At 63.0% G+C, this 23,516-nt stretch carries 17 protein-coding genes; 7 read left to right on the forward strand and 10 right to left on the reverse strand.

What is annotated here, in order from left to right; genetic code table 11:
• The first annotated feature begins 100 nt into the window (after positions 1-100).
• The 3 genes from AWB69_RS02510 to AWB69_RS02520 all read left to right on the forward strand — a co-directional run bounded on the left by AWB69_RS02510 (position 101) and on the right by AWB69_RS02520 (position 2,974).
• On the forward strand, positions 101-658 hold the full coding sequence (locus tag AWB69_RS02510; RefSeq protein WP_156528707.1) for a DUF6622 family protein: 558 nt from the start codon (positions 101-103) through the stop codon (positions 656-658).
• Between the two features lie 349 nt (positions 659-1,007).
• Positions 1,008-2,105 (forward strand): sensor histidine kinase, encoded by a 1,098-nt coding sequence (locus AWB69_RS02515; protein ID WP_062081759.1) that lies wholly within the window; start codon positions 1,008-1,010, stop codon positions 2,103-2,105.
• A 47-nt stretch (positions 2,106-2,152) separates the two neighbouring features.
• A complete protein-coding gene (locus AWB69_RS02520) occupies positions 2,153-2,974 on the forward strand; it encodes a LytR/AlgR family response regulator transcription factor (RefSeq protein WP_062081975.1) in 822 nt (273 codons plus the stop codon).
• Positions 2,975-3,168: 194 nt separating this feature from the next.
• On the opposite strand, the gene AWB69_RS02525 is transcribed toward AWB69_RS02520, so the two are convergent.
• Together AWB69_RS02525 and AWB69_RS02530 are read right to left on the reverse strand one after the other, a co-directional pair.
• On the reverse strand, positions 3,169-4,629 hold the full coding sequence (locus AWB69_RS02525) for a hypothetical protein (RefSeq protein ID WP_062081761.1): 1,461 nt from the start codon (positions 4,627-4,629) through the stop codon (positions 3,169-3,171).
• Between the two features lie 48 nt (positions 4,630-4,677).
• Complete coding sequence (locus AWB69_RS02530; protein ID WP_062081763.1) at positions 4,678-6,567, reverse strand: DUF3857 domain-containing transglutaminase family protein; 1,890 nt, start codon at positions 6,565-6,567, stop codon at positions 4,678-4,680.
• A 217-nt stretch (positions 6,568-6,784) separates the two neighbouring features.
• On the opposite strand from AWB69_RS02530, the gene AWB69_RS02535 reads away from it, so the two are divergent.
• Entirely contained in the window at positions 6,785-8,293 is a 1,509-nt protein-coding gene (locus tag AWB69_RS02535; RefSeq protein ID WP_062081766.1) for an ATPase domain-containing protein, read from the forward strand.
• A gap of 3 nt (positions 8,294-8,296) precedes the next feature.
• Positions 8,297-10,354 carry a hybrid sensor histidine kinase/response regulator gene (locus tag AWB69_RS02540; protein WP_062081768.1) on the forward strand — a complete coding sequence of 686 codons (2,058 nt, stop codon included), beginning with the start codon at positions 8,297-8,299 and terminating at the stop codon, positions 10,352-10,354.
• 48 nt (positions 10,355-10,402) lie between these two features.
• On the opposite strand, the gene AWB69_RS02545 is transcribed toward AWB69_RS02540, so the two are convergent.
• Together AWB69_RS02545 and mdtD are read right to left on the reverse strand one after the other, a co-directional pair.
• A complete protein-coding gene (locus AWB69_RS02545; RefSeq protein WP_062081771.1) occupies positions 10,403-11,677 on the reverse strand; it encodes an EAL domain-containing protein in 1,275 nt (424 codons plus the stop codon).
• A gap of 1,231 nt (positions 11,678-12,908) precedes the next feature.
• On the reverse strand, positions 12,909-14,357 hold the full coding sequence (gene mdtD / locus AWB69_RS02550; protein WP_062081773.1) for a multidrug transporter subunit MdtD: 1,449 nt from the start codon (positions 14,355-14,357) through the stop codon (positions 12,909-12,911).
• A gap of 172 nt (positions 14,358-14,529) precedes the next feature.
• Between mdtD and AWB69_RS02555 the strand changes: the two genes are divergently transcribed.
• Positions 14,530-15,921, forward strand: coding sequence for a CoA transferase (locus AWB69_RS02555; RefSeq protein WP_407923005.1), 1,392 nt, complete (start codon positions 14,530-14,532; stop codon positions 15,919-15,921).
• Positions 15,922-15,946: 25 nt separating this feature from the next.
• On the opposite strand, the gene AWB69_RS02560 is transcribed toward AWB69_RS02555, so the two are convergent.
• From AWB69_RS02560 to AWB69_RS02585, 6 genes are all read right to left on the reverse strand, one after another.
• Positions 15,947-16,693 carry a GntR family transcriptional regulator gene (locus AWB69_RS02560; RefSeq protein WP_062081777.1) on the reverse strand — a complete coding sequence of 249 codons (747 nt, stop codon included), beginning with the start codon at positions 16,691-16,693 and terminating at the stop codon, positions 15,947-15,949.
• A 94-nt stretch (positions 16,694-16,787) separates the two neighbouring features.
• Entirely contained in the window at positions 16,788-17,369 is a 582-nt protein-coding gene (locus AWB69_RS02565) for a DinB family protein (RefSeq protein ID WP_062081779.1), read from the reverse strand.
• 169 nt (positions 17,370-17,538) lie between these two features.
• Entirely contained in the window at positions 17,539-18,753 is a 1,215-nt protein-coding gene (locus AWB69_RS02570; protein ID WP_062081781.1) for an MFS transporter, read from the reverse strand.
• A 215-nt stretch (positions 18,754-18,968) separates the two neighbouring features.
• Positions 18,969-19,949: a LysR family transcriptional regulator gene (locus AWB69_RS02575; protein WP_062081784.1), complete on the reverse strand. Its 981-nt coding sequence runs from the start codon at positions 19,947-19,949 to the stop codon at positions 18,969-18,971.
• A 190-nt stretch (positions 19,950-20,139) separates the two neighbouring features.
• Positions 20,140-20,790 (reverse strand): 2-hydroxychromene-2-carboxylate isomerase, encoded by a 651-nt coding sequence (locus tag AWB69_RS02580; protein WP_062081785.1) that lies wholly within the window; start codon positions 20,788-20,790, stop codon positions 20,140-20,142.
• Between the two features lie 70 nt (positions 20,791-20,860).
• A complete protein-coding gene (locus AWB69_RS02585) occupies positions 20,861-22,216 on the reverse strand; it encodes a TAXI family TRAP transporter solute-binding subunit (protein WP_231936955.1) in 1,356 nt (451 codons plus the stop codon).
• Between the two features lie 809 nt (positions 22,217-23,025).
• On the opposite strand from AWB69_RS02585, the gene AWB69_RS02590 reads away from it, so the two are divergent.
• A complete protein-coding gene (locus tag AWB69_RS02590) occupies positions 23,026-23,385 on the forward strand; it encodes a BON domain-containing protein (RefSeq protein ID WP_062081790.1) in 360 nt (119 codons plus the stop codon).
• The last annotated feature ends 131 nt before the right edge of the window (positions 23,386-23,516 follow it).

Below are 23,516 nucleotides of genomic sequence, written 5' to 3' on the forward strand. Positions count from 1 at the left end.
GGTCCGCACACCAACCACTCGCGCCTCGCCGCAAGCGTTTCGCGGCGCGATGTGTCGTCCCGTCGCAAACCGCTCGCGACGCGCGAGGCGAACGCCGACCATGAGCATCATCGAAATCTCCTCCCTACGGATAAGGACGATCATCATGTTCATCGGCATTCTTCAGAACACACCGCACTGGGTCTGGTGGCTGCTCGCGGCCGTGATTTCCGTCGGCGTCTCGCAAACGCAACCACGGCACAGGACGCTGCGCGCCGCGACGGCAATTCCCATCGTGATGGCCGCGCTCTCTTTCTATGGCGTTGTGTCACTCTTCGCCGCGCAGTCCATCGCGCTGGTTGCGTGGGCGGCGGCGGTGCTTGCGGCTCTCAGGATGTCCCAAGCTGCAGGCGTTGGCAGCAAGGTTCGCTGGCTTGCGGCAGAGCAGCGGCTGCTCGTGCCGGGAAGCTGGGTTCCGCTCATGCTGATCCTCGGCCTGTTCATCATCAAGTTCGGCGCCAACGTCATGCTGGCGATGCATCCCGATCTGAATGTCGACAAGCTGTTCGCGGTATCGGTGAGTTTTGCGTACGGCGCTTTCAGCGGCATCTTCCTTGCACGTGGTTTCGCAATGTGGCGCGTCGCCCGGCAGGCGCAGTCATCCAGAATGGCGTATTAACGGCTTATCGAGCGACGCAAGCGCACCGTATGCCGCATGCCGGCTTCTTCGCACAACGCATGAACCGGCAGCCACGACATCGCCGGGAGCACAGACGATCTACCGTGCCGCCGTGGGCTGATCACCCGCTACAACCCGCTACGCGTAGAATCCGCGCAATGGGTCGATCTGCAGCGTGATCTGGCCGGCGCGCGCAGTGTGTCCGCGATCCCCGGATACGTGTTCAAGCCCCCCGGCTGCGCGCCAAGCGGCGAAGGCAATACCACTGCCGGGCGGCGAGCGCGGACTACCGGACGACCAGGCGGCGCGAGCCGCGCCTGAATCACCGCACACCACCAACGCCCACTGAATGCCTCACGCTCACCACACCCTGCACTGGTTATGGCGCGAACTGCGGATCTTTATCGCGATATCGGTGGCGACCACCGTGTTCTTCTACGTGATGAATCGCGATTCGTTCGCCGCCAACCTGATCTATTCGCTTTGCAGCACGCTGTTCATCCAGGGCTTGATCGAGATAGGCCGCTATGGCCTGGCCTCGCTGATTCGCAAGCGTTCCCCCGATAACCTGGAGGCCCAGCGAAACTGGCCCGGCTGGGGATTGATGGCTCCGTGGGTCGTTGTGTCGGGCGTAGTGGGTTACATCGCCGGGCACATGTTCGGCGATCTGCTGACCGGCGCGCAGCACGCACCGGCCACGATCATCGACAACCCCCGGGCCGTCTTGGTGAGCATGACCGGCGTGTTTGTGTTGTCGCTGGGTGTCACGTATTTCTTCTATGCCCGAGGCCGCATGGCCGCGATGGAAACGCGCACCGAGGCCGCGCTGCGAAGCGCCGCCGAGAGCCAGCTCAAGCTGCTGGAGTCGCAGCTTGAACCGCACATGCTGTTCAACACGCTGGCCAACCTGCGGGTGCTGATTGCGCAAGACCCCCCGCGTGCCCAGGCCATGCTCGACCGTCTGATTGCGTTTCTGCGCGCGACGCTTGACGCTTCGCGCTCGGGATCACATTCGTTGTCCGCTGAGTTTGCGCGTATTGGCGATTATCTCGAGTTGATGCAGACCCGCATGGGAAACCGCCTGAGCAGGCAGCTTGATTTGCCCGATGACCTCGTGGGGTTGCCGGTGCCGCCGCTGCTGCTGCAACCTCTGGTCGAAAACGCCATCAAGCATGGACTTGAACCCACGGTTGCAGGCGGCTGGATCAGGGTGAGCGCGCAGCGCGAGGGCGGCACGCTCGTGCTCAGCGTCCGCGATACGGGGGCGGGTATCAGTGTCGGCGGTACAGGTCCTGGCGCTTTGCCGCCCGGCGACAGCCGTTTCGGCATCCAGCAGGTTCGTGAACGGCTTGCCGCGTTGTACGGTAAAACCGCGTCGCTTGAACTCATTGCCGCAAGCGACGACGAGGGCGGTACCCTGGCTATCGTGCGCCTTCCTGTATCTTGATTCCGACCGCTGGGTTGATTCCCGCGACCGACCATTCCGTGCCCATCATGAAAGCCACCGTACTGATTGCTGAAGACGAAGCTTTGCTGGCGGCAGACCTGCAGGCCCAGTTGACCCGGTTATGGCCTGACCTGCATTGCGTCGCGAGTGTGGCCGACGGTGAGACCGCGGTGAAACAAAGCCTCGCGCTGCAACCCGACGTGCTTTTCCTCGACATTCGAATGCCGGGCATCACGGGGCTGGAGGTCGCGCAGGTGCTTGCCGAAGACTGGCCGGATCTCGCCAAACCGTTTCCGTTGCTGGTGTTCGTGACCGCCTACGATCAATACGCACTGCACGCATTCGAACACGCGGCGGTCGACTATGTGCTGAAGCCCGTGCAGCCCGATCGCCTGGAAAAAACCTGCGCGCGTTTGCAAGCCGCGTTACGGCAGAGGACGCAATCGCAGGTGGCTGATCCGTCGTTGGACGCTGCCATTCACACGTTGCGCGAGCTCTTGCATGCCGACGTCGCAGGACCGCAGGGCAAACCACCGGCCGCAAGCCCGCTGCGGCTGATCCAGGCGAGCGCCGGCAATACCATCACCATGGTGCCCATAGCGGACGTGCTGTACTTCGAGGCCGCCGACAAATACGTACGGATGGTCACGGCTGAACGCGAGCACCTGATCAGGGTCTCGCTGCGTGAACTGCAATTGCAGCTTGATCCGGCGTGTTTCTGGCAGGTTCATCGCAGCACGATCGTACGGTGTGATGCCATCGCCACCGCGTTACGCGACGACAGCGGCAAACTCACGCTGACGCTGCGCGGCCACACCGACAAGCTGAGCGTGAGCCGCCTTTACGCCGACAGGTTCAAGGGCCTTTAGCCGAGCGGGCAGCGCGTACGCGGGAACGGTGGCTTCGATACTCCTCGCCACCTTGCGTTGCCGCCACTGCGGCCGGCTCGTTGCGCTCTTTCCCGAGGTCGAGCGGGAGGGGCCGCCGTTTCACTGCCTGTTTCGCGCAGCACCGAGGCCGGTAACGCACCCGGTCCGCCGGAGAAGTTTATGGTCTTGTTCATTCAGCCCGCCGTCCGGCGCGCCAGCATGTGCTCGAACGCATCGACGATATGTTGCACATGCTGGTTCTTGTGAGCGAGCACGCCGCTGCCGCGCTCGTAGTGCGCGAGCATGGTCGCGTTGGCTTCGAACACGAACACCTGACCGTCAGGCAGAAGCGTGAAATCGATGCCGCCGTAGTCCAGATCGAGCCGCCGGCCAATAGCCGTAATGGCGTTCATTGCGCGCTCGCCGAGGGCCGCACGCGGGTCTTGCAGGAAGCGCCGTTCCTCGTCGAGTTTCCATGCGTGGCTTTCCATATCGGCGGAAAAATAATGCGCGATCCAGTGCGGCGAGATGACGAGATGATAAGGAAGCGGCTGTCGGTCGACGTAGATCACGCGGTACTTGCGGTAGAAGCCATCGGCCGACTGGCAATCGCGAAACGCGGTGAGGTACTGGGTGCCTGATTGCGTCGATAACCGGCTTTCAAGTGCTTCGATGCTGTCGCACAGAACCAGGCCGTCGCCACCGTGAGCAGCAACCGGCCGGGCCAGCAGCGGGAACGTAACGGCGTGATCGGCGAGCAGCGAAGCGAATGCCCCAACGCCCTGTCCTTCGCTTGGTCCTTCATACCTCACGCACGGCGCGGTCTGCACGTCATCAAGACCATCAAGCAGCGCGGGCAGCCTATGCCGCGAGGTTGGGGCGATTGCCGAGTTCGGATTGAGCAGCGGGCGTGAGCACCGCGCCGCAAAACGCGCGAGTCTCTCCCCAAGCGGCTCTGCAATATCCGGATCGCCGATCGCGTTGAACACGAGATCGAAGGAGGGAAGCTGCGCGTCTTCGTCGTCGGCGGCGTAGTCGATTGCGTACTTGATACGACGGTTCCTCGCGCCCGGCAATAACGCCTCGAACGGCACATTACCGGTGGTTCTACCCGCGCACAGGATCAGGACGGAGCGAGTCCAGCCCGCCGTTTCTTCGACAAACACCCGCTGGATTCCATAAGCGCGCTCGCGATAAACCTCGGCAAGCGCAGTGTTTCCCTCACCGGCATGAATGGCGGCCAGGTTCTGGCATGCAACAGCGACGTTCGGATCGAGCGTCAGCACGAGCTCGTACCAGCGCGCGGCGGCTGCGTGATCGCCTTTCATGAAATAGCCCGTGGCGACGTCGCACAGGCCCTTCGTGCGGGCGTCCGCCGAGCCAGTGGCGTATGCGTCGAGGGTATGGGCTGCAATCAGATGGGCCAGCGCGCCGAGTTCATCGCCGGCTTGGCGGCATGCGTCGGCGAGCGTGCGGTGAACCAGCGGATCGGGCGACGCGATTGCGCTCAAACGATCAACGGGCGCAGACGGATGCTTGGGGGTGTCGTCGGATTCTCGGGTCATCATGGCCTGGCCGTGCGCATCGGGACGCTTCATCAATGCGAGTTTCGCAGCATAGCGGCCTCGCCCGACATTCCGGTTACAAGTACGCATGCCACCATTCCGAAAATTTACGCGGAGGTCGAACCCGTTCGGCACCGGTCACGGCTCTGCCGCCTTGACGATGATCTGCGCATCCGTGTCGCGTTCGATCCGCTTCAACACCGGCTGCATGGCGGTGAAGTCAGCAGGCGTGCAAACCTGCTTGCCGAAGTTCGCCTTCAGATGACGCTCCGTCTGGATCAGGTTCGTCGCGGGGTCGAAGACATAGCGTGATGAATAATCGAAAAACGCGTTCGTGAAACTGGCATCGGTGGGGACATCGGTGACTTGAACGGTCTTCGGCAATTCGACTTGCGCGACTTCATCGAATGCGCCTCCCGTGCACATGAACGGCTGGGTCCGCACGCGCTCGGCGAGCAGGTTCTCAACCTGGGTGGCGATCCCGCCCGACAGGCTCGTCAACGCCGGGAGGGCGGTCGTTCCGGCGGGCCACACGACATTGTCCAGGGTGCCGTTGATCGTGGTGGTCAGCGGGCCGTTGCTTGCGTGCAGGTCGTTGGCGCTCAGCGTCGCCACACCGCGCAGGCCGGTCGCCCGAAGGCGGGCATCGGCGATCTGCTTGCGGCGTTCGGCGGTCGCGTGCAGGAGGTTCGCGCGCTCAGGACCCGCGCTCCATCCGGCGTCTTCCACCTGGTCGGCGAACGAGGCCGAGCCGTCGGGCGCCACCTCGATCTGCAGGCGCGCCGCGCGTGACAGCGGTTGGGTGGCGGGCGTTCGTGACAGCGTGCCGTCGTCGACCAGCAGCGTCGGACGGTCCATGTCCGCGAGCGGCAGATAACCGAACTCGATACTGAGCGCCGTCGAGTCGGCATACAGCGCGAGCCCCGGCAGCCACGTAATGACGTGATTGATCGCGCTGCCGCCATAGCCCGGTACCGACGGGAGCGTATAGACCGAGCCGAGGCTGATCAAGGCCGGTTCGTTCTCGATGCCCACCGCCGCCAGCAGCGCGCCGTAGAGCGCGACATAGTCCTTGCAGTCGCCATAGCGGTTGGCGAGGATATCGGCGGCCCGGTGGGGGATGGCGGGACTCTGCCCCAGGAACAGCGACACATAGCGGATGTTGTGGCGGACCCAGTCGTAGAGCGTGGCCGCTTTCGCGCGAGCGTCGGTCTCGTCGCGCGTGAGCGATTGTGCAAGGGCGCGCACGGCCGGATCGGTCCCGCTCGGGTCGACGGTGCCGTCCCGATAACTCGCGGCAAAGCTCCTGTAGTCCGGAAACGTCGACACCATCAGCCGGTCGCCATACTGCGCATAGCCGACCGAGCCGGCTTCCACGCGATCGTAGTGAGCCCGGCTGTAGTCGAATTCGTAGCGCGTGCGGCCACCCTGCGTCACTGGCGGCACGGCGATGTAACCGCGTGCATCGGCATAAAGCGGTTTGTCGGCAGGCAAGTCGAAGATCAGCCGCTGCTCTTCCACGGGGCCGCGCCCGGGCTCGACGAAATAATCGAACTGCCCCGCGATGACCGGCTTCGACTGGGTCTTGTGAAACCGCAGATGCACGATCGATCCCGTGCTCACCCCTGGGAATACCACCGCTTTCAGACGCGAGTCCTCGAACGTGGGGGCGCCTGCCGAACGCGGCTCCTGGATCTCGCGGATCTGGTCGGGCGCCACGATATGTTTGATGCCGTCAGCGCCGAGCGAGTAGGCGTCGCTTATCTCGATGGTCGACGTCGATTTGTCGAACCAGATATAGCGTTGCGCGATTTCCCCAACACCCGCCGGCGTGTTCGCGCGCAAGGTGGTTTCATCGTCTTCCGTCAGGGAGCCGTCTTCCGCTACGACGAAGGTATGGATGTCGCTGACCAGCGTGGACGGCTGCGCGGTTTCAATGGTGTCCATGCCGAAAGCCGGCGATCCCAGGCACGCCAGCGAAGCGGCCAGCAGCACACGGCGTTTGACATCCATCGATCTTGAACTCATGGAGGCGTTTTTACCTGCGGGTTCAACGGCTTATCGTATCTCACGCGGTATCGGGCCCCGTTTACCCGCGCGCTGCGCTGCACGGGCCTGTTCTTTGCTGTTACCACGGGCCTGTTCTTTGCTGTTACCCGACATATATTGCGGCCGATCGCGGCGAGACCCAAGCTTGGCCGTATTCCTCGCGAGACCGTTACGCCTATTGAATCCTATTTCTACCATGAGAACTCAACGTCAGTCGTCCCTTCCCGCAGCGCGCATGTCGACGGGCATTACCGGGCTGGACAACATCCTGGGCGGCGGAGTGACGCCGAACCGCGTGTACCTGATCGAAGGGTCGCCGGGGGCGGGAAAAACCACCCTCGCTCTGCAATTTTTACTGAAGGGCGCAGAGCTGGGCGAAGAGGGCTTGTACATCACGCTCTCCGAGACGCGCTCCGAGTTGCTGGCTGTCGCCGATGCCCACGGCTGGAACGTCGACGCGTTGTCGATCGTTGAACTGCTCTCCGACGAAGGGCTGGATCCCGAGTACGAGCAGTCCATTCTGCATCCGGCGGAAGTGGAGCTTGGCGAGACCGTCGAAAACGTGATGCGCCAGGTTGAAACGCTCAAGCCTGTCCGGATCGTGCTGGACAGCTTGTCGGAGCTGCGGTTGCTGTCGCAGAACCCGCTGCGGTACCGGCGCCAGATCCTCGCGCTCAAGCGCTATTTCGCGACGCGCGAGTGCACCGTGTACCTGCTCGACGACAACACCTCCGACCCCGGCGACCTGCAGCTTCACAGCATCGCGCATGGTGTGATCAGCCTCGACCAGCTTGTCCACGATTACGGCGGCGCGCGCCGCCGCGTGCGCGTGGCAAAAATGCGCGGCATCAAGTTTCGCGAAGGTTTCCACGACTTCACGCTGGAGACGGGCGGTATTGATGTCTACCCGCGCCTGATCGCGGCCGAACATCATGCGGAATTTTCGAGTACGCCGGTATCGACCGGGTCGGAGGGCCTCGACGCCATGCTCGGCGGCGGCCTGATTCCCGGCACGAATGCGTTGCTGATCGGGCCGTCCGGCGTGGGCAAGACCACGACCGTGGTGTGCTGCCTGATAGCGGCGCTCAAGCGCGGCGAGCGCTGCATCTACTATCTTTTCGACGAAACGCTTGGAACGCTGTTGGCGCGGTCGAAGTCGCTCGGCATGGATCTGTCGGCCTATCTCGGCAACGGCCTGCTGACCTTGCGCCAGATCGACCCCGCCGAAATGTCGCCAGGCCAGTTCACCAGCGACGTGCGCGAGGCGGTGGAGGAGGAAGGCGTGACGTATGTTGCTATCGACAGCCTGAACGCGTATTTGCAGGCGATGCCGGGCGAGCGCTACCTGCTGCTGCAAATGCACGAGTTGCTCGGCTATCTCAACCAGCGCGGCATTGTGACCATGCTCGTGCTCGGGCAGCACGGCATTGTGGGCGAGGTCCAGACGGATATCGACATCAGCTATCTCAGCGACGTGATGGTCCTGTTCCGCTACTTCGAGCATCAGGGCGAAGTGCTGACGGCGCTCGCCGCCGTCAAGAGCCGCGGCAGCGCGCACGAGCGCACGATCCGCCAGTTCAGGCTGACATACGGCGGCCTGGAGCTGAGCGAAGCACTGCGCGATTTCGATGGCGTGCTCGCCGGGCTGCCGGCGTATCGGGGCGACTCGACCATGCTGGGAAGCCCTGCAGCGATGGGCCGCTAAGCCGTGGAAAACCGCGTCCTGATCCTCGCCCCTCGCGGCCGCGACGCGGACGTGGTGGCTGAAGTGCTGAGCAAGGATGGCCGCAACTGCCTTGCGTGCATGAATGCCGCGATGCTGAACACCGAGCTGCGCGGCGGTGCGGGCACGGCGCTGATCGCGGAAGAAGCACTCGCCGACAGCGCCATGCCGCAGCTTTTCCAGTGGCTTGGCCAGCAGCCTACATGGTCTGATTTTCCGCTGATCCTGCTCGCGACCAAACGCGTCGAACGACGTCCGGAACACGCGCTCGACCAGCTTGAGATGCTGGGCAATGTCGTGGTGCTGGAGCGTCCGCTCAATGCGGAAACGCTGCGGCGAGCGGTGTCGTCGGCGTTGCGCGCACGCTTGCGGCAATACGAGGCGCGGCGTCAGCTTGCCGAGCGCGTGGAGGCGCAGGAGCGGCTGCACCTGGCGCTCGCGGCGGGGCAACTGGGATCATGGGAACTCGATGTGGAGACCGGCGCGCTGCGCTCCACCGAAGCGTTCCGCAAGATCTACGGGCACAAGGGGCCGACGCTGGACTACGCGCAGATCGTCCAGCTTGTGCACCCCGACGACCGCGAGATGCGCCAGCTGGCGCTGGATCTTTGCATCGATAACAACACCAACCTGACGGTCGAATATCGCGTGATCTGGCCGGACGGCACCGTCCACTGGGTGCAGTCGCGCGGCCATCCCATGCGTGCGCCGGGCGGCGTTCCGGGGACGACTACGACGCGGATCATCGGGGTGTCGCTGGATGTCACCGACCGTCACGAAGTCAACGAGAAGATTCTTGCGAGCCAGTTGGTGGTCGAGCGTTTGAACGACACGCTCGAAAGCCGGATTGCGGAACGAACTCACGAACTGGCTTCGGTGAACGACCGGCTGATGAAAGAGATCCACGAGCGCGCGAAAGTCCAGGCGGTGCTCGTGCAGGCGCAAAAGATGGAAGCGCTTGGGCAACTGACCGGCGGCATTGCCCACGACTTCAACAACCTGCTGAACGTGATCATGGGCAACGCGGAACTGATCACGCGCGTGAGCCGCGATGAGCGCGTGCAGACCATGGCGCAGACGGTCAAGCGGGCGACCGAACGCGGCGCGAAGCTGACCGGGCAGCTACTGACGTTTTCACGCAGCAGCAATCTGGACCTGAAGGCCATCGACGTCATTTCGATGCTGCATGGCATGCGCGACATGCTGACGTTATCGCTGGGAACGGGCATTCATTTCGGCACCCGCTTCGACGTGAAAGAAGCCTGGACCGACGCCGACGCCAACCAGCTCGAACTCGCCGTGCTGAACCTGGCCATCAATGCCCGCGACGCAATGCCCGACGGCGGCCTGCTGACCATTCGCGTGAGCCAGCGCAGCGCGCCGGATGAAGCGGTGCCGCCGGGACAGTATGTGGTGATCGGCGTGAGCGATACGGGCACGGGCATCGCGCCGGAGTTGCTGTCGCGCGTTTTCGATCCGTTCTTCACCACCAAGCCGGTCGGCAAGGGCACGGGTCTCGGCTTGAGCCAGGTCTACGGCATTGCGAGCCAGGCCGGGGGAACGGCGCGGATTCATAGCGAACCGGGCGAGGGCACGACCGTCGAATTGTGGCTGCCTTTGCGCGAACGCGTGGTGGCCGAGGCGGAGGTCGCGAAGCAGGGCGAAGAGACCGCAGGCGCGCACGAGCGGATTCTCGTGATTGAAGACGACGTCGACGTGCGGACGTTCCTCGTCGATTGCCTGAAGATGCTCGGCTACACCGTCACCGAGGCATCGCATGGCCGCGCGGGGTTGGACCGCCTGCAGGCTGACGATCCGGACTTGCTGATGGTCGACTTCGCGATGCCCGGCATAAACGGCCTGGAAGTGATTGCCGAAGCGAAGCGCTCGCGCCCGCAACTGCCTGTGATCCTGGCGACGGGGTATGCGGACGTGGACGTATCGAAGGACCGCGTAGACGGGTACTCGGTGCTCAGGAAGCCGTTTCAGATAGGCGATCTTGCGCGCACCGTGAAGGCTGCGCTGACACGCACGCATGTGTGAGGCAGCGGGCCTGCTTTCGCTGCTCAACCAACGCTCACCGCTCGACGCTTAACGCCGTTGCGAGGTCACGTCCCAGTTGATATCGACGCACAGGACCTGCAGGCCGCGTGGTGTTTGCGCTGCGATGGACGCCGTCACGCACAGGTGCGCCTCATTGATCGACAGATACGGCGCGGTCAGGTGCACCCGGTCCGGCGTGCGCAACGCTTCAATGAAATAAGGCCGGCGCTCCCAGCTCGCGCCTTCCGAATGCAGCAAGGGCCGGAAACGCTTGGCCCGTTGCGACGCCCGTGCGACGGGCAAGACGTTGTCGCCAATCTGCCGGCCGGATGCATCGAGCAGGAAACAGCGCGCCGTTTCGTGAAGCTGCAATAGCGTGCGGGTTGCACCGGTGAGCGTTTCGCCTTCGATCAGACGCGCCGCCGCCGTTTCCAGCGCACTCACATAGGGTGCCAGCCGTGCCGACTGCGTGCGTTCACGCGCGGCCACGCGTTCGCGGGAGGCCGCGGACAACGCGTCCAGCACGCCTTGCGCGGCTTGCGGTTTCACGGCTTCCACGCTGGGTCCGGCGAAATACGCGCCCTGTACGAAATCGACGTTGCATTCGAGCGCGATCAGCGCATCGCGTTCGGTGCTCAGGCCACCCATCAACACCAGTTGACCCGACTCATGCAGCAGGGAAACGAGGCCTGGCAGCACCCGTTCGATATGCGAATGTTCGCTCGCCTGCTGCAGGATGCAGCGGTCGAGCGTCACGATATCGGGCCGCAGATGCCACACGCGGTCGATGTTCGAATGCTTCACGCCGAAGCCGTCCAGCGCGATCAGGAAGCCGGACTTGCGCAATGAATCGATGATTTCAGCGAAGCGCGTGGTCTCGCCGCCCGCTTGTTCGGGCACTTCCAGCACCACGCGCTGCGGCGGGAGCCCGACGTTTTTCAGCGATGCCAGCAGCGCATCTCCGTAGCTCGTGTCCATCAATGCGGCCGGATGGAGGCTGAGGAACAGCCATTCGTCGTCGCTATCGAAGGAAAAGAAGTTGCCCAGATGCAGCGATTCGGCGAGCCGGCCGAGTTCGAGCAGGTCGCCGCGCCGGGCTGCTTGCGTAAAGACCTCATGCGAGGGGACTTGCCGGCCGGAATCGTCGCGGGCTCGCAGCGACGCGTGATAACCGATCGCGCGGCGATGAGACACGGAGAACACCGGCTGGAACACGCTGAACACCGTGTATTCGCCGTACAGGACAGTGCGCCGTGAGCCGTCATCGCCCGCGACGGGACGAGGGGGCTGAAAGCGGGGAGGGTCGAGGTCAACCATGCTCATGGTGGTTTTGGCAGGCGTTCGAACGCGGCTCGAGTGGGAGTAAACATCGGGAACGGGCTAGTTTACAGGATAGGGCCACTCCGGGAAGAGCAAGAAATATGCGCATTTGCCGGACAATTGAGATATTCCCGCCGAAACCGGGCCCGGCTGGGGCAGGGCTGCGGCCGCGGTTTTCATCGTGGCCCGGGGGTGAAGCCGCGTGCACTCGCGTAGTGCAGCACGCACAGCGGTTGGGTTTCGCTCGCGCTTGGGGAGGGGTGGGGGTTGGGGGTTGGGGTTCTTGCGTTAGCGGTCGGGGTTGATGCCGGGTTGCCAGGTTCTGGGGTTAGCGGTCGGGGTCAGTGCCGGGTTGGTGCTTTCGGCGTTAGTGGTCTGCCTGAGTGAGCTATTTTCTTTATCACTATTAGCCACTGCGCGTGGCGGCGCGTCATTTCTTGGTCCTTAGCGACAAAGAAACGAAGCAAAGAAAACGCTTTTAACCGCTCTACCCTAAGTGTCCACAGCGTGCAGTTCCAATTCATGGGTGCCCCAAAAGCACGGTGCTCGCCAGAGCGGAGGATGTTTGAACCCCTCGTTCTCGCGAATCCTGACATGAACACGCTTCGCCACCAGTGCTCTCGGGCAAGCACCAGCACCCCACGGTCAGCACGGCCTCACGCGTTTTTGGGACCTTGTTTCTCCGTGGGTTGGCGACGTGGTTCGACATGCGTACAAATTCGGTGGGAGGCTGTTCGCGGATAGCGCGGGGTGCTCCTTGGGCAGGTTCAATCACTGGTGGCGAAGCGTGTGGGTATCCGTGTTCGGAGAAGGAGGGTTTCACACATCGGTGGCTCTGGCGAGCACCGTGCTTTTGGGGCACCCATGAATAGAAACTGCACGCTGTGGACACTTAGGGTAGAGCGGTTAAAGCGTTTTCTTTGCTTCGTTTCTTTGTCGCTAAGGACCAAGAAATGACGTGCCGCCACGCACAGTGGCTAATAGTGATAAAGAGAAAATCCGACTCACGCAGACCGCTAAGGCCGAAAGCAGCAACCCGGCATAGACCCCGACCGCTAACCCCGGAACCTAGCAACCCGGCATAGACCTCGACCGCTAACCTTGGAACCTGGCAACCCGGCCTCAACCCCGACCGCTAACCCCAGAACCTAGCACCCCGGTCTAAACCCCGACCACTACCCCCAAGCCCGCCAGAACCCAACCCCGTCCACCGGCGCGAGCGAAAACCCAACGTTCAGTGCGCTTCCGACGGATCGGCTTGCTTGGTCTTCACGGCGCGGATCTCCGGCGCGAGCTGGGCAAAGATCCACGCTGACGCGGCCGTAATAACGCCGACGCAGAGGAAAGTCGCGTGAAAGGCGGGCAGCGAATTCGTCGCGGTGACCTTCGGCAGGATGCCGGTGAAAGTCGCGAGCACCGCGCCGGCGATCGTGACGCCGAGACTCATGGACAGCATCTGCACGAGCGAGAACAAGCTGTTGCCGCTGCTGGCGCCGCCGGTCCCAAGGTCTTTCAGCGTCAGCGTGTTCATTGCGGTGAACTGGATGGAGTTGACGCCGCCGAAGAACGCCAGTTGCACGAGCCTCACCCAAAGAGGCTGCACGGCGCTGGTGAGCGAGAAACTTGCCATGGTGAGCCCGACGAGAACCGTGTTGACGATCAGCACCTTCCGATACCCGCGCTTCATGATCAGGCTCGTCACAATGCGCTTCGACACCATCCCCGCAGCGGCCACGGGCAGCATCATGAGACCGGCTTCAAACGCTGAATATCCGAGACTGATCTGCAGCAGCAGTGGCAGCAGATACGGCATCGCGCCGCTGCCGATCCGCGCGAACAGGTTTCCGAGCAAGCCAACGCTGAACGTATGGATCTTGAACAGATCGAGCGAGAAGATGGGTTGCGGCACGCGCGTGGCGTGCAGCCCGTAGGCCACGAAACACCCGAAGCTCAGCACGAGCAACACCAGCACGATGGCGTGCTGGAGGCCGAGATCGGCGAGGCCATCGAGTGAAATAGTCAGCGCCACCATGCCGACCGCGAGCAGCAGATAACCAGCGAGATCGAAGGGAGCGGTAGCGGGGTTGCGGCTATCGGTCATGAAAAGCCGCGTGGCAATGCAGCCGATCACGCCAACCGGTACATTGATCAGGAAGATCCAGTGCCACGAGGCGATCTGCACGATCCAGCCGCCGAGCGTCGGTCCGATCAGCGGCCCGATCAACCCCGGAATGGCTACAAATGACATCGCGCTGAGGTAACGTTCGGCAGGCACCACGCGCAGCAGCGAGAGGCGTCCGACGGGCAGCAGCATGGCGCCCCCCACCCCTTGCACGACCCGATAAATCACGAGTTGCATGAGCGTGTGAGCATTCGCGCAAAGCAATGAGCCGATGGTGAAGATCAGGATCGCGCTGAAGAAGACATGACGCGTGCCGAGCTTGTCGGCCAGCCAGCCGGAGAACGGAATGACCGTCGCCATGGTCAGCGAATACGCAATGACCACGCCCTGCATGCGAAGGGGCGCTTCACCGAGGCTTTTCGCCATGGCGGGCAGTGCGGTGTTGACGATGGTGGAGTCGAGCGTCTGCATGAAAAAGCCGGTGGCGACGAGCCACAGCATGATCGTGAGCGCTTGGGGGGAGGGAGTGGGCGCAACGTTCGAGCGGATTGTGTCGGGCATGAAGGAAGCCGGCGGGAGGGGTGGGGGTGATTTTACGTGCATGTTCGCGCGGATTGCGTGCCGATCTTCGCAACGACCGGCGGCCCGGCTGGACATGACCGGAAACTGATTGGAGCGCCGGCGGTCCATACCACCGAGGGTGAACCAAGCGACATTGAGAAGGAGCATGAGCATGAAAGCTGTCGAAGAACTCTGGCGTCTGGCGCAGGGAGACCCCGAGGCGCTGAACCACCTCACGGTTAGCGGCGACGAACGGCAACTGCCGTCGGTGTATCGGGTAAGTGACCTGGCCACGGCGAGCGTGGGAGCGTCGGCGTTGGCGGCAGCAGAATGCTTCAGGCATCGCACGGGGCGGCAGCAAGACGTGCACATCTACACCCGCCGTGCGGCAATCGCGTTCCGCAGTGAGCGCTACTTGCGCATCGGAACCGATAAACCGCCGGAGCTGCGCGATCCGCTGATGGGCTTCTACGAGACCGGCGACGGCAGCTGGATCCAGCTTCATACGAACTTCAAGCACCATCGGGACGGCGTGGTCAAGCTGCTGGGCTGCTCGAACGATCACGCCGGCGTCGCTCAGGCCATCCGCGGCTGGAACGGCGCAAGCCTGGACGAGGCGCTCGCCGATGCCGGCCTGTGCGCCGCGCTGATCCGCACGCCGGAGGAATGGGCGCTCCTGCCGCAAGCTCAGGCGATCGCGGAAATACCGTTGCTGGAGATCGTCAAACTCGACGATGCCCCGCCGGAGCCGATTGGCGAGAGCACCGAGGGCGAGCCGCAACGGCCTTTGTCAGGCGTCCGCGTGCTGGACCTGAGCCGCATCATCGCGGGTCCGGTGGCGGGGCGCACGCTCGCCGAGCATGGCGCCGATGTCCTGCTCATCAACGGTGCGCATCTGCCGAACATTCCGCCGCTGGTGATCGACAACGGCCGCGGCAAGCGCTCGGCGACGCTCGACCTTCGCGAAGAAGACGGCCGTGAATCGCTGCGCGCGTTATTGAGCGATGCCGATGTATTCCTGCAAGGCTATCGCCCCGGCGCGCTTGCCGCACATGGCTTCGGCCCGGAAGAAGCTGCGCGCCTGCGCCCTGGCATCGTGTACGTGACGATATCGGCGTATGGGCACGAAGGCCCCTGGTCGCAACGGCGCGGTTTCGACAGCCTCGTGCAGTCGGCGAGCGGGATTGCGTGGACGGAAGCGCAGGCGGCCGGGAGCGCGCAACCGCGTCATCTGCCGTGTCAGGCGCTCGATCACGCCACCGGTTATCTCGCGGCGCTCGGCGCGATGATCGCGTTGCAACGACGCGCCACGCAAGGCGGAAGCTGGCATGTGCGGGTCGCGCTGGCGCGGACCGGGCGCTGGCTGCAATCGATGGGCCTGGTCGAAGATGGCCAGAACGTGCCCGATCCCCAACTCGACGATGTCCGCGACATGCTGCAAACCATCGAATCGCCGTTCGGATCGCTGACGTGCACGCAGCCGCCTGAGCGCATGTCGCTGACGCCGCCTTACTGGGGTTTGCCGCCGGTGCCTATTGGGACCGATCAGCCGCGCTGGTGGTGACTGCTTGCGCTTAGGTTCGGTGCGACTACTTGCGCAACTCCGCGACGAAATCGTAGTAGTCGTTGCGGCAGTAGGTGTCGGTGAGTTCGATCGGGCGCTGGTCCGCCGTATAACCCACGCGAGTGATCAGCAGCAATGCGTCGTGGGGCGCAATGCCCATTTGTGCAGCGATCTCATCGCTCGCGTTCACCGCGCGGAAATGCTGCAGGGCCCGCACGATCGACAGGTTGCGCTGTTCCAGGAAGCTATAAAGCGAATCGCCAACGGCCAGCGGGTCCGGAATCAGTGCGGCCGGAAAGGTGGAATTCTCAACGGCCATCACAATGCCGTCGGCTGTGCGCAAGCGCCGCAACCGCGTCACGGCCGCCGCCGGCGACAAGCCGAGCTGGATCACTTCATCGCGATTCGCGGGCTCGATCACACGCGAGAGCCACTGCGAACCGGGCGTAAAACCACGTCGACGCAGCATTTCGCTGAAGCTCGACAGCCGCGACAGCGGATCTTCATAGCGCGGCGTGATGAACGAACCGGCGCCTTGCGTGCGGCGAATCAGTCCTTGTTCGACCAGCAATGCGATCGCTTTGCGCGACGTGATCCGCGATACCCCGAGCGCTTCCGACAACACGCGTTCGGAGGGGAGCGCTTCGCCTGCGTTCCAGCGATTGTCGTGAATTGCGTTGCCGAGCTTGCGGGCAAGCTGGAGATAAAGCGGGGTGTCACTGTCCGGGTCCGGGCGCAAGTCGCGCCAGCGGTCTTCCGATGTCGAGTTCATAGAGCGCAGGAAGTGGGGACCAAGGGTGGATTTTAAGACAAGCAGCGCAGTGGCGGTTCGGATTCGTTCGCGACGGGAAACAGCGGCAGGGTGTTCATCCCCAGACAGCCGCTTCGCTCAGGCCCATTTCAGCGAGGTCGGCGGCGCGCAGGCCGGCATCCATATCGCAGAAAAATTCATCGAGCTGCGGCGCCGCGACCGGCGTTCCGGCAAGCATGGCATGCACTTGCCCACGATGATGGATCTGATGCTGGAATACATGACCGAGCAGCCGCGTGCGTGTTTCCTGCTGTTTTGTGCGCGGACGCAGGAGGGTGACCTGGCGCTCGAGGGTGTCGTCGCTCAGTTGAGCGCAGTAGCCGATGAGCCGCCGGTCCGCCAGCCGCTGCTCGCGCTGCAGGTCGGCGCAGGTATCGAAGGGTTCTTCCGGATCGAAGAAAGACATGATCTGCGGATGGGGCGGCTCATTGCGCTGCTCGCGCTCGAGCGCATCGATGTAAAACCAGTCGACGGTCAGGTTGTGATTGAGCGTTGCCTTGATCGACGGGAAGAAGCTTGTTCGATGCGCGACGAAATCCGCCTGGCTCAGTAAAGCACAAGCCTTCAACAGGCGATGATTCGACCATGCGTTGTTGTAGGCCATGCTGAGGAAGTGGCGGGAAAGCAGGTTGGACATGGTCGGCGGGCTCACGAGACAGGAAGATTGCTATCGCGGGATAGCAGCTGGAAATTATGGCATGAGGGACGTTGACCGCTGTCTTAGGGTCCTCCCTCTGCTATTCGAGCCTGCCAAACAAAACGTCCGCCGAAGCGGACGTTTGTCATTGCTTGAGCAACCCGGCCTCTCAGGCGGTAGCCGCGCCACCCAGCCCGCGCCCGGTCCGCATATACAGCGCGACGGTCAGCGCCACGCCCGCTGCCGACGCGACCGCGGCGAACAGATACACGGAGCTGAAGCCAAACTCCCCCGCGACATACCCGGCGAGCGGCCCCGTCACACCCAGCGACAGATCTAAAAACACCGAATACGCCGACAACGCCGCGCCGCGGCTGGCCGGCGGCACGAGTCCGACGGCTTCCACGCCGAGCGCCGGGAAGATCAGCGCGAAGCCGAACCCGGTCAGCGCGGCGCCCGCGAGCGCGAAGGCGGGATCGGCGGCGAGCCAGAGCATCAGCAAGCCGGCGCATTCGAACGCAAACGACACAATAGCCACGCGAAAGCCGCCGAAGACCTTGATGGTGTTGGCGAACAAGAGCCGCGAGCCGACGAACATCGTGCCGAATACAGTCAGCGAAAGCGCAGCGTCGGGCCAGTTGTGCGCGGCATAAAAGAGCGTGATGAACGTGGCGATAGACCCAAATCCTGCAGACCCCAGCGCGAGGCCCATGCCGTGGGGAAGCACGCGAAAGAACACGCTGCGATACGACATGCGCTCGCCATGTACGATCGGAACAGCCTCCATGCGCGTCGCGAGCCAGTAGCCGAGGCCGCCGAGCGCGATCACGAACGCGCCCAGCGACGCAAAGCCGATCGAGCGTTCCATCGCCACACCCAGCGGAGCGCCGATAGCGAGCGCGCCATACGTGGCAATGCCGTTCCACGAGATCACGCGTCCGCTGCTGCCGGTTCCAACCCGTCCGATACCCCACGTGATCGCGCCGGTTCCGACCCAGCTTTCGCCGAAGCCAAGCACAAGGCGGCCGGCGATGAGCAACCCAAGGCTCACCGAATGCCATTGCGACGCGAGCGCCGCGCAGAGCAGCAGCACGCCGCTGATCGCGCAGGCGGTCAGGCCGTACAACACGGTCTGTTTCGGTCCGATGGTGTCCGCCGTGCGCCCGGCGAGCGGCCGCGAGGCGAGCGTCGCGAAGTACTGGACGCTGATTGCCACGCCAGCCATGACCGATCCGTAGCCTAGATCCGTGTGCACGAAACCCGGCAGCACCGCGAGCGGGATACCGATGGTCAGGTAGCAAATGAACGTGAACGTGACAACCGCGACGATTCGCCCGGTAATGGCTAGATCGGCGCGTCGGGACAACGGGGCTTCGGTGGACATTGGGGTAAGTGCGGGGTTGATATTGCTGAAGAAGCGTGATTCTCCCATAGGTTTAAGACGAGCGTGGCCTGCCCGACGCTTTTTCAGGACCGGCCGAATAGCTCGGAGGCTTGTTGGGGAAGGGTTTGCGGGATTTTGCGCTGCGGGAGAAGAATTTGCATCGGGCCAGCGTCGGGCCAGCGTTGGACCCGGACGAGCCATCCGGCGAGAAATTCTTACCGTTTTTCTACGTCTGCGGGTTGCCCGGTCAGTTCCCTGGAGACATCGGCCATCAGCGTCTGCAGCCAAGCCAGGTCAGTGGGACGGCTGACCTCGGGCAAGGACATCAAATAACTCTCGATCGGCGGAAACTCGATTGGCGATTCCATCACAACAAGCGGCAGGAGCTCCGCGTAGTGCAGCGCGAAACGTCGCGTGGCGGTGAAGATCAGGTCGGATTGCAGCAGCACTTGCGGCACGAGCCCGAAGTACGGAATGGTCGTCACGATGCGTCGCCGGATGCCTGCGCCCGCCAGGCCGATATCGATAGGATGACGCTTCGCGCCGCTATACGTGGTGGGCGCGAGATGCGCGGCGTTGGCGTAACGCACCGCTGTCAGCGGTTCGCGTGCGAGCGGATGCCCTCGGCGCATGAGGCACACGAAGCTGTCGGTGAAGAGATCGTGGCGCGCAAAACGCGGCTCCGGGTTCTCCCAGTTGCCGACGACCAGATCGAGATCGCCTTCATCGAGCGCGCGTTCGTGATCGAGCGTGGGTGTCAGCGACTCGATCTCCAGCCGTGCGTTCGGCGCTGCTACGCGGAAAGCGCGAATCAGCGTCGGCATGAAAAAGTCGTTCAGATAGTCAGGAGCGGCGACCCGGAAGGTGCGCCGTGACGTGGCCGGATCGAAGGCGCCATGCGGCGTGGCGACAAATTCGACCTCGCGTAACGCGCGCTGCACCGCCGGCAGCAGCGACGCGCCGTACTCGGTCGGCACCATGCCCTGCTTGCCGCGCACGAGAATGGGGTCGCGCAGCAGATCACGCAGCCGCCGCAGCGCGGTGCTGATGGCCGGCTGCGTCTGGCCCAGGCGCAGCGCGGCCTGCGTGACGCTGCGCTCGGTCAGCAGCGTTTGCAGCACGCGGATCAGCCAGATGTCGAGGGAGTCAGTGGCGGAGCCGGCGTCGTAATCGGCGGGGTCAATGGAATCGTTCATAGAGCGCGGTCTTCGGACGGACCTTCGGCGTGGTGTTGCGTAGCGATTCGTGGCGGGACGGCCAAGCGGGATGCACGCCCGACCGGGAATGCACTACGTTAAGCCCGACCGGACGCTCACGCCATAGCGTGCGCGCTATGCATGGCATAGGGCACGATCCATCGAACCTGCCAATCTTTGCCCTCGCCGCTTACACGGCCGGTGCGGTCCGGGGCAGATTGCTGATTCGCTGCACTTCCGCTCCCTCCAGCCAGTTGGGCGAACGGGCAACGTAGAGCACCATTGGCAGCGTGTCCTCGCCCCAGAACAATTGACCATTCACCACGAACGTGGGCACGCCGAACACGCCGAGCGCCACGGCCTGCTCGACATTGGCCTTCAGTGTCGCCGTGACGTCCTCGCGTTCGATCATCTTCGCGCCGTCGGGCAAGCCCACGTGGTGGCAGAGATCGTCGAAACCCTGCTCGGTCGACGGATCGCGGCCTTGCTTCCAGATGAACCGGAAAATCTCGCGGATGCAGCCAATTTCCCCGCCCGCCGCCACGGCCAGACGCAGCGCCTTGCTGGAATCGAAGGGATGCGATGGCGGCATTCTGAACGGAATACCGAGCTGTTCGGCGCGAAAGAGCGCGTATCGATACATAAACACGCGCTTTGACGGGATATTGCCCGGCATCGGCTGGCCCCAGTGCTTGAGGAGCTTCAGATAGTCGATGGGCAGCACCTCGAACGGCATGTTCGGCCACTTTTCGTGCTGTTCGAGCAGCAGGTACGAAAAGGGCGAGTTGAAATCGAAAAAAAAGTACGGCTGATGCGGATCGATGGAAGGCGAGGCGCTCATTTGAATCTCCCAGGTGCGTTGCTCGTCGCGGCGCCCGTTGATTCGGCTACCGTCGTTTTTTCTTTCGATATTACGTGGTGTGCTGAACGCTGTCTTCCTGAGCATCGAGTGCGGCGGCCTGCGCGATGGTCAGCCGCTGCCGGACAAAGCCGATATGCTCGCGCAGCACGTAGAACTGGTCGGCGTAGGCGAGCGGCATCTTCATCTGGTTGACCGTGTTCTCGATACCGTCCACCCGCTCGATCAGCGCCTCGCGCTGGGCCGTTTCGGGATCGCTCATGGCTTCCCGTTCAATGCCGATCAACGCGCCGTAGATCTTGTAGATCCGCGACCTCACCCGCCACCGGTACAGCCCCGGCACCAGCCGCAAGCCCGGAATCAGCACCACGATAATCGGCACCAGCAGCACGATCACACGGTCCGCGAGGCTTGCGATCCAGAACGGCAGCACCCGGTACAGGAAGCTTTTACCCGATTTGTAGTAACGCTCGGCGTCGTCGCTGATATGGAACTCGTGCTGGAGCGGCGCAGGGAATTCGCCGGCCGCCTGCAGCAGGTTCGCGCGCCCGTGCACCTCTTTCGCAGCTTCGATCAGCAGGTCGGAGAGCGCCGGATGCAGGCCGTTGCGGGCGATCAGCTCGGCGGTCGGCGCAATCAGGTGGATGGGATGCGGCGGCACGTTCTTCGCGAGATCGAGGACGCCCATCGGCAAGGCGATCACCTTCAGGTAGGGGAAGCGGCGAGCGTAGGCGTCGGCCTGGGTGAAATCGAAGAAATGGATGCCGGGCGTGCGAAACAGCTTGCCCATGGTCGGCGGCTGCGCGGAATCGCCGGTGAGAAACGCGGCGTCAATACTCCCGTCAGTCAGCGCGCTGGCCGCGGCATCGCCGCTCAGCGGCAGCAATTCGGTGTCGCCGCCCGGCTCGATGCCGTTCGCCTTCAGCACCGCCAGCGCGAGCGCACGCGTGCCGCTGCCTTCGGTGCTGATGGCGAGCCGTTTACCTTTCAATTCTGAAAGTCGTGTCAGCAGCGGTCCGCGGTAGAACACCGCCAGCGGCACATACGCCACGCTGCCGAGCGAGACCAGGTCTTCGTGCGTGTCCGGCGTGCCGGGCGCCGACATGCCGCCCTGCACGAAACCCACATCCACGTTCACCTTCGGATCTTCGAGCTTTTGCAGGTTATCGAGCGAACCCTGCGACTCCAGCACGTTCAGCGTGACGCCGTTGCGCGCCAGGATCTTTTTGTACTGCTGCGCGTCGTTCCAGAACGAACTGCCCTTGGTTCCCGCCGACATGTTCAGCGTGCTGGGCGGCGCGGGCTGGATCAGTCGCACGGCAAGGTAGATTGCAGCCGCGCTGATCAGCAGGATAGGCCCGAACGACACCGCGAGGTCACGCCACGAAATCGCGACGAAACGCGCCATTGTTGGAGCGATGCGACGGGTGCGGGGTTTCTTCGGGGTTTTCTGGGCGGGAGGTTCTTGGCCGGGAGTTTGAGTCATTGTCGGGTTCGGTGGGGCGGGGACCTGCGTTGACGCAAAACCTTGAAAGCAGCGGATTTTATAAACGGGAAAGGAGAAAGGGAAAACCCTCGCATCCACTCATTCACAAAACAACACGCGATGTTTAAAAATACCTCCTGTCCTGCGCATTAAGCCTTTTATTCAGTCGCAGTAGTGAAACACACCTGTGCTAATACGTTGAAACGTCTGCCTTCACGTTCACTGTCCACGTTCGGTTGCAATTTTCGCCGATGGTACATGATCGCCCGTGCCGTTGGATCAAGGGCAGGCCCTAAGCGGGTATGACAATACGGATAAGTAGGGGCGAGTGCGCGCTTCATCGTGTTAAATGCTTTGCGCTTCTCGCAAGGCTGGATTAAATTGACGTTCGCCGCCGTAGAACCAGCATCCGCGCCGCCTAACCGGCATTCGGAGAAATGCTCCGATCAGAACCGGCAGCGTCGCATGATGTGCAGCAGCTTATGTACTTGGGCCAACGGTAATGACACCCGTAAAAGAACGGCCGGGTCATTTGTTTTTTCGCCAGTCTCTCGCAACACCGTGTCGCCAGCATCGCCGGTCTGTTTGTATCGTACGTGCGTCATTCGTCTGGTCGCCGTTTTTGCAGTCAGGCCGCAAGATGTCGTAGCCAAGCCGCTGGGTTGATGCGGTCCAAAAGAAGCACAAGAGCAACACTTTGCGAAGTCCAAAGCGAAACAAAAGGAGAAGTCATGAAAGTAGTCGATATGTTGAAGGCGTTGAGCGTCGTGGTGTGCGTCGCAGTGGCGTCGAGCGCTTATGCTCAATCGAGTGATGCCATGGCCGCGTCGGGTGCAGCACCGTCGGCCAAGACCGTCAAGAAGGTCAACCGTAAGCTCGGCCTCGATGTGCGGCGTGCTTTGAGTAAGGCACAGGGCATCGACGTGTCGAACATCTTCGTGCGTGCACGGGGCGGCGCAGTCGTGCTGACGGGTACGGTGCCGGACGGCGCGCAGATTCCGAAGGCCGAGGAAGTGGCGAAGGGCGTGGCCGGCGTGACGTCGGTATCGAACAAGATTACGCTGGCTCAGCCGAACGGTGGTGGAGGCTAATGCTTTCCTGAGCCTTGGACTGCAGCGCGTCGTTGCAGCGGTTGTGCAGCGTGCGAGGCGATTTCGTCCAGTGGTTTAAATAACGGGTTCCGGTGCTTTGCACCGGAACCCGTTATGCCTTATGGGTTCAA

This window comes from Caballeronia udeis, from assembly GCF_001544555.2.
GTDB lineage: Bacteria > Pseudomonadota > Gammaproteobacteria > Burkholderiales > Burkholderiaceae > Caballeronia > Caballeronia udeis.

Coding starts and splice junctions, on each gene's coding strand:
- AWB69_RS02535 (WP_062081766.1), top strand. CDS start 6,785: ATGAGAACTCAACGTCAGTCGTCCCTTCCCGCAGCGCGCATGTCGACG.
- AWB69_RS02510 (WP_156528707.1), top strand. CDS start 101: ATGAGCATCATCGAAATCTCCTCCCTACGGATAAGGACGATCATCATG.
- AWB69_RS02515 (WP_062081759.1), top strand. CDS start 1,008: ATGCCTCACGCTCACCACACCCTGCACTGGTTATGGCGCGAACTGCGG.
- AWB69_RS02520 (WP_062081975.1), top strand. CDS start 2,153: ATGAAAGCCACCGTACTGATTGCTGAAGACGAAGCTTTGCTGGCGGCA.
- AWB69_RS02575 (WP_062081784.1), bottom strand. CDS start 19,949: ATGAACGATTCCATTGACCCCGCCGATTACGACGCCGGCTCCGCCACT.
- AWB69_RS02560 (WP_062081777.1), bottom strand. CDS start 16,693: ATGAACTCGACATCGGAAGACCGCTGGCGCGACTTGCGCCCGGACCCG.
- AWB69_RS02555 (WP_407923005.1), top strand. CDS start 14,530: ATGAAAGCTGTCGAAGAACTCTGGCGTCTGGCGCAGGGAGACCCCGAG.
- AWB69_RS02580 (WP_062081785.1), bottom strand. CDS start 20,790: ATGAGCGCCTCGCCTTCCATCGATCCGCATCAGCCGTACTTTTTTTTC.
- AWB69_RS02590 (WP_062081790.1), top strand. CDS start 23,026: ATGAAAGTAGTCGATATGTTGAAGGCGTTGAGCGTCGTGGTGTGCGTC.
- AWB69_RS02570 (WP_062081781.1), bottom strand. CDS start 18,753: ATGTCCACCGAAGCCCCGTTGTCCCGACGCGCCGATCTAGCCATTACC.
- AWB69_RS02545 (WP_062081771.1), bottom strand. CDS start 11,677: ATGAGCATGGTTGACCTCGACCCTCCCCGCTTTCAGCCCCCTCGTCCC.
- AWB69_RS02525 (WP_062081761.1), bottom strand. CDS start 4,629: ATGCGTACTTGTAACCGGAATGTCGGGCGAGGCCGCTATGCTGCGAAA.
- mdtD (WP_062081773.1), bottom strand. CDS start 14,357: ATGCCCGACACAATCCGCTCGAACGTTGCGCCCACTCCCTCCCCCCAA.
- AWB69_RS02530 (WP_062081763.1), bottom strand. CDS start 6,567: ATGAGTTCAAGATCGATGGATGTCAAACGCCGTGTGCTGCTGGCCGCT.
- AWB69_RS02585 (WP_231936955.1), bottom strand. CDS start 22,216: ATGGCGCGTTTCGTCGCGATTTCGTGGCGTGACCTCGCGGTGTCGTTC.
- AWB69_RS02565 (WP_062081779.1), bottom strand. CDS start 17,369: ATGTCCAACCTGCTTTCCCGCCACTTCCTCAGCATGGCCTACAACAAC.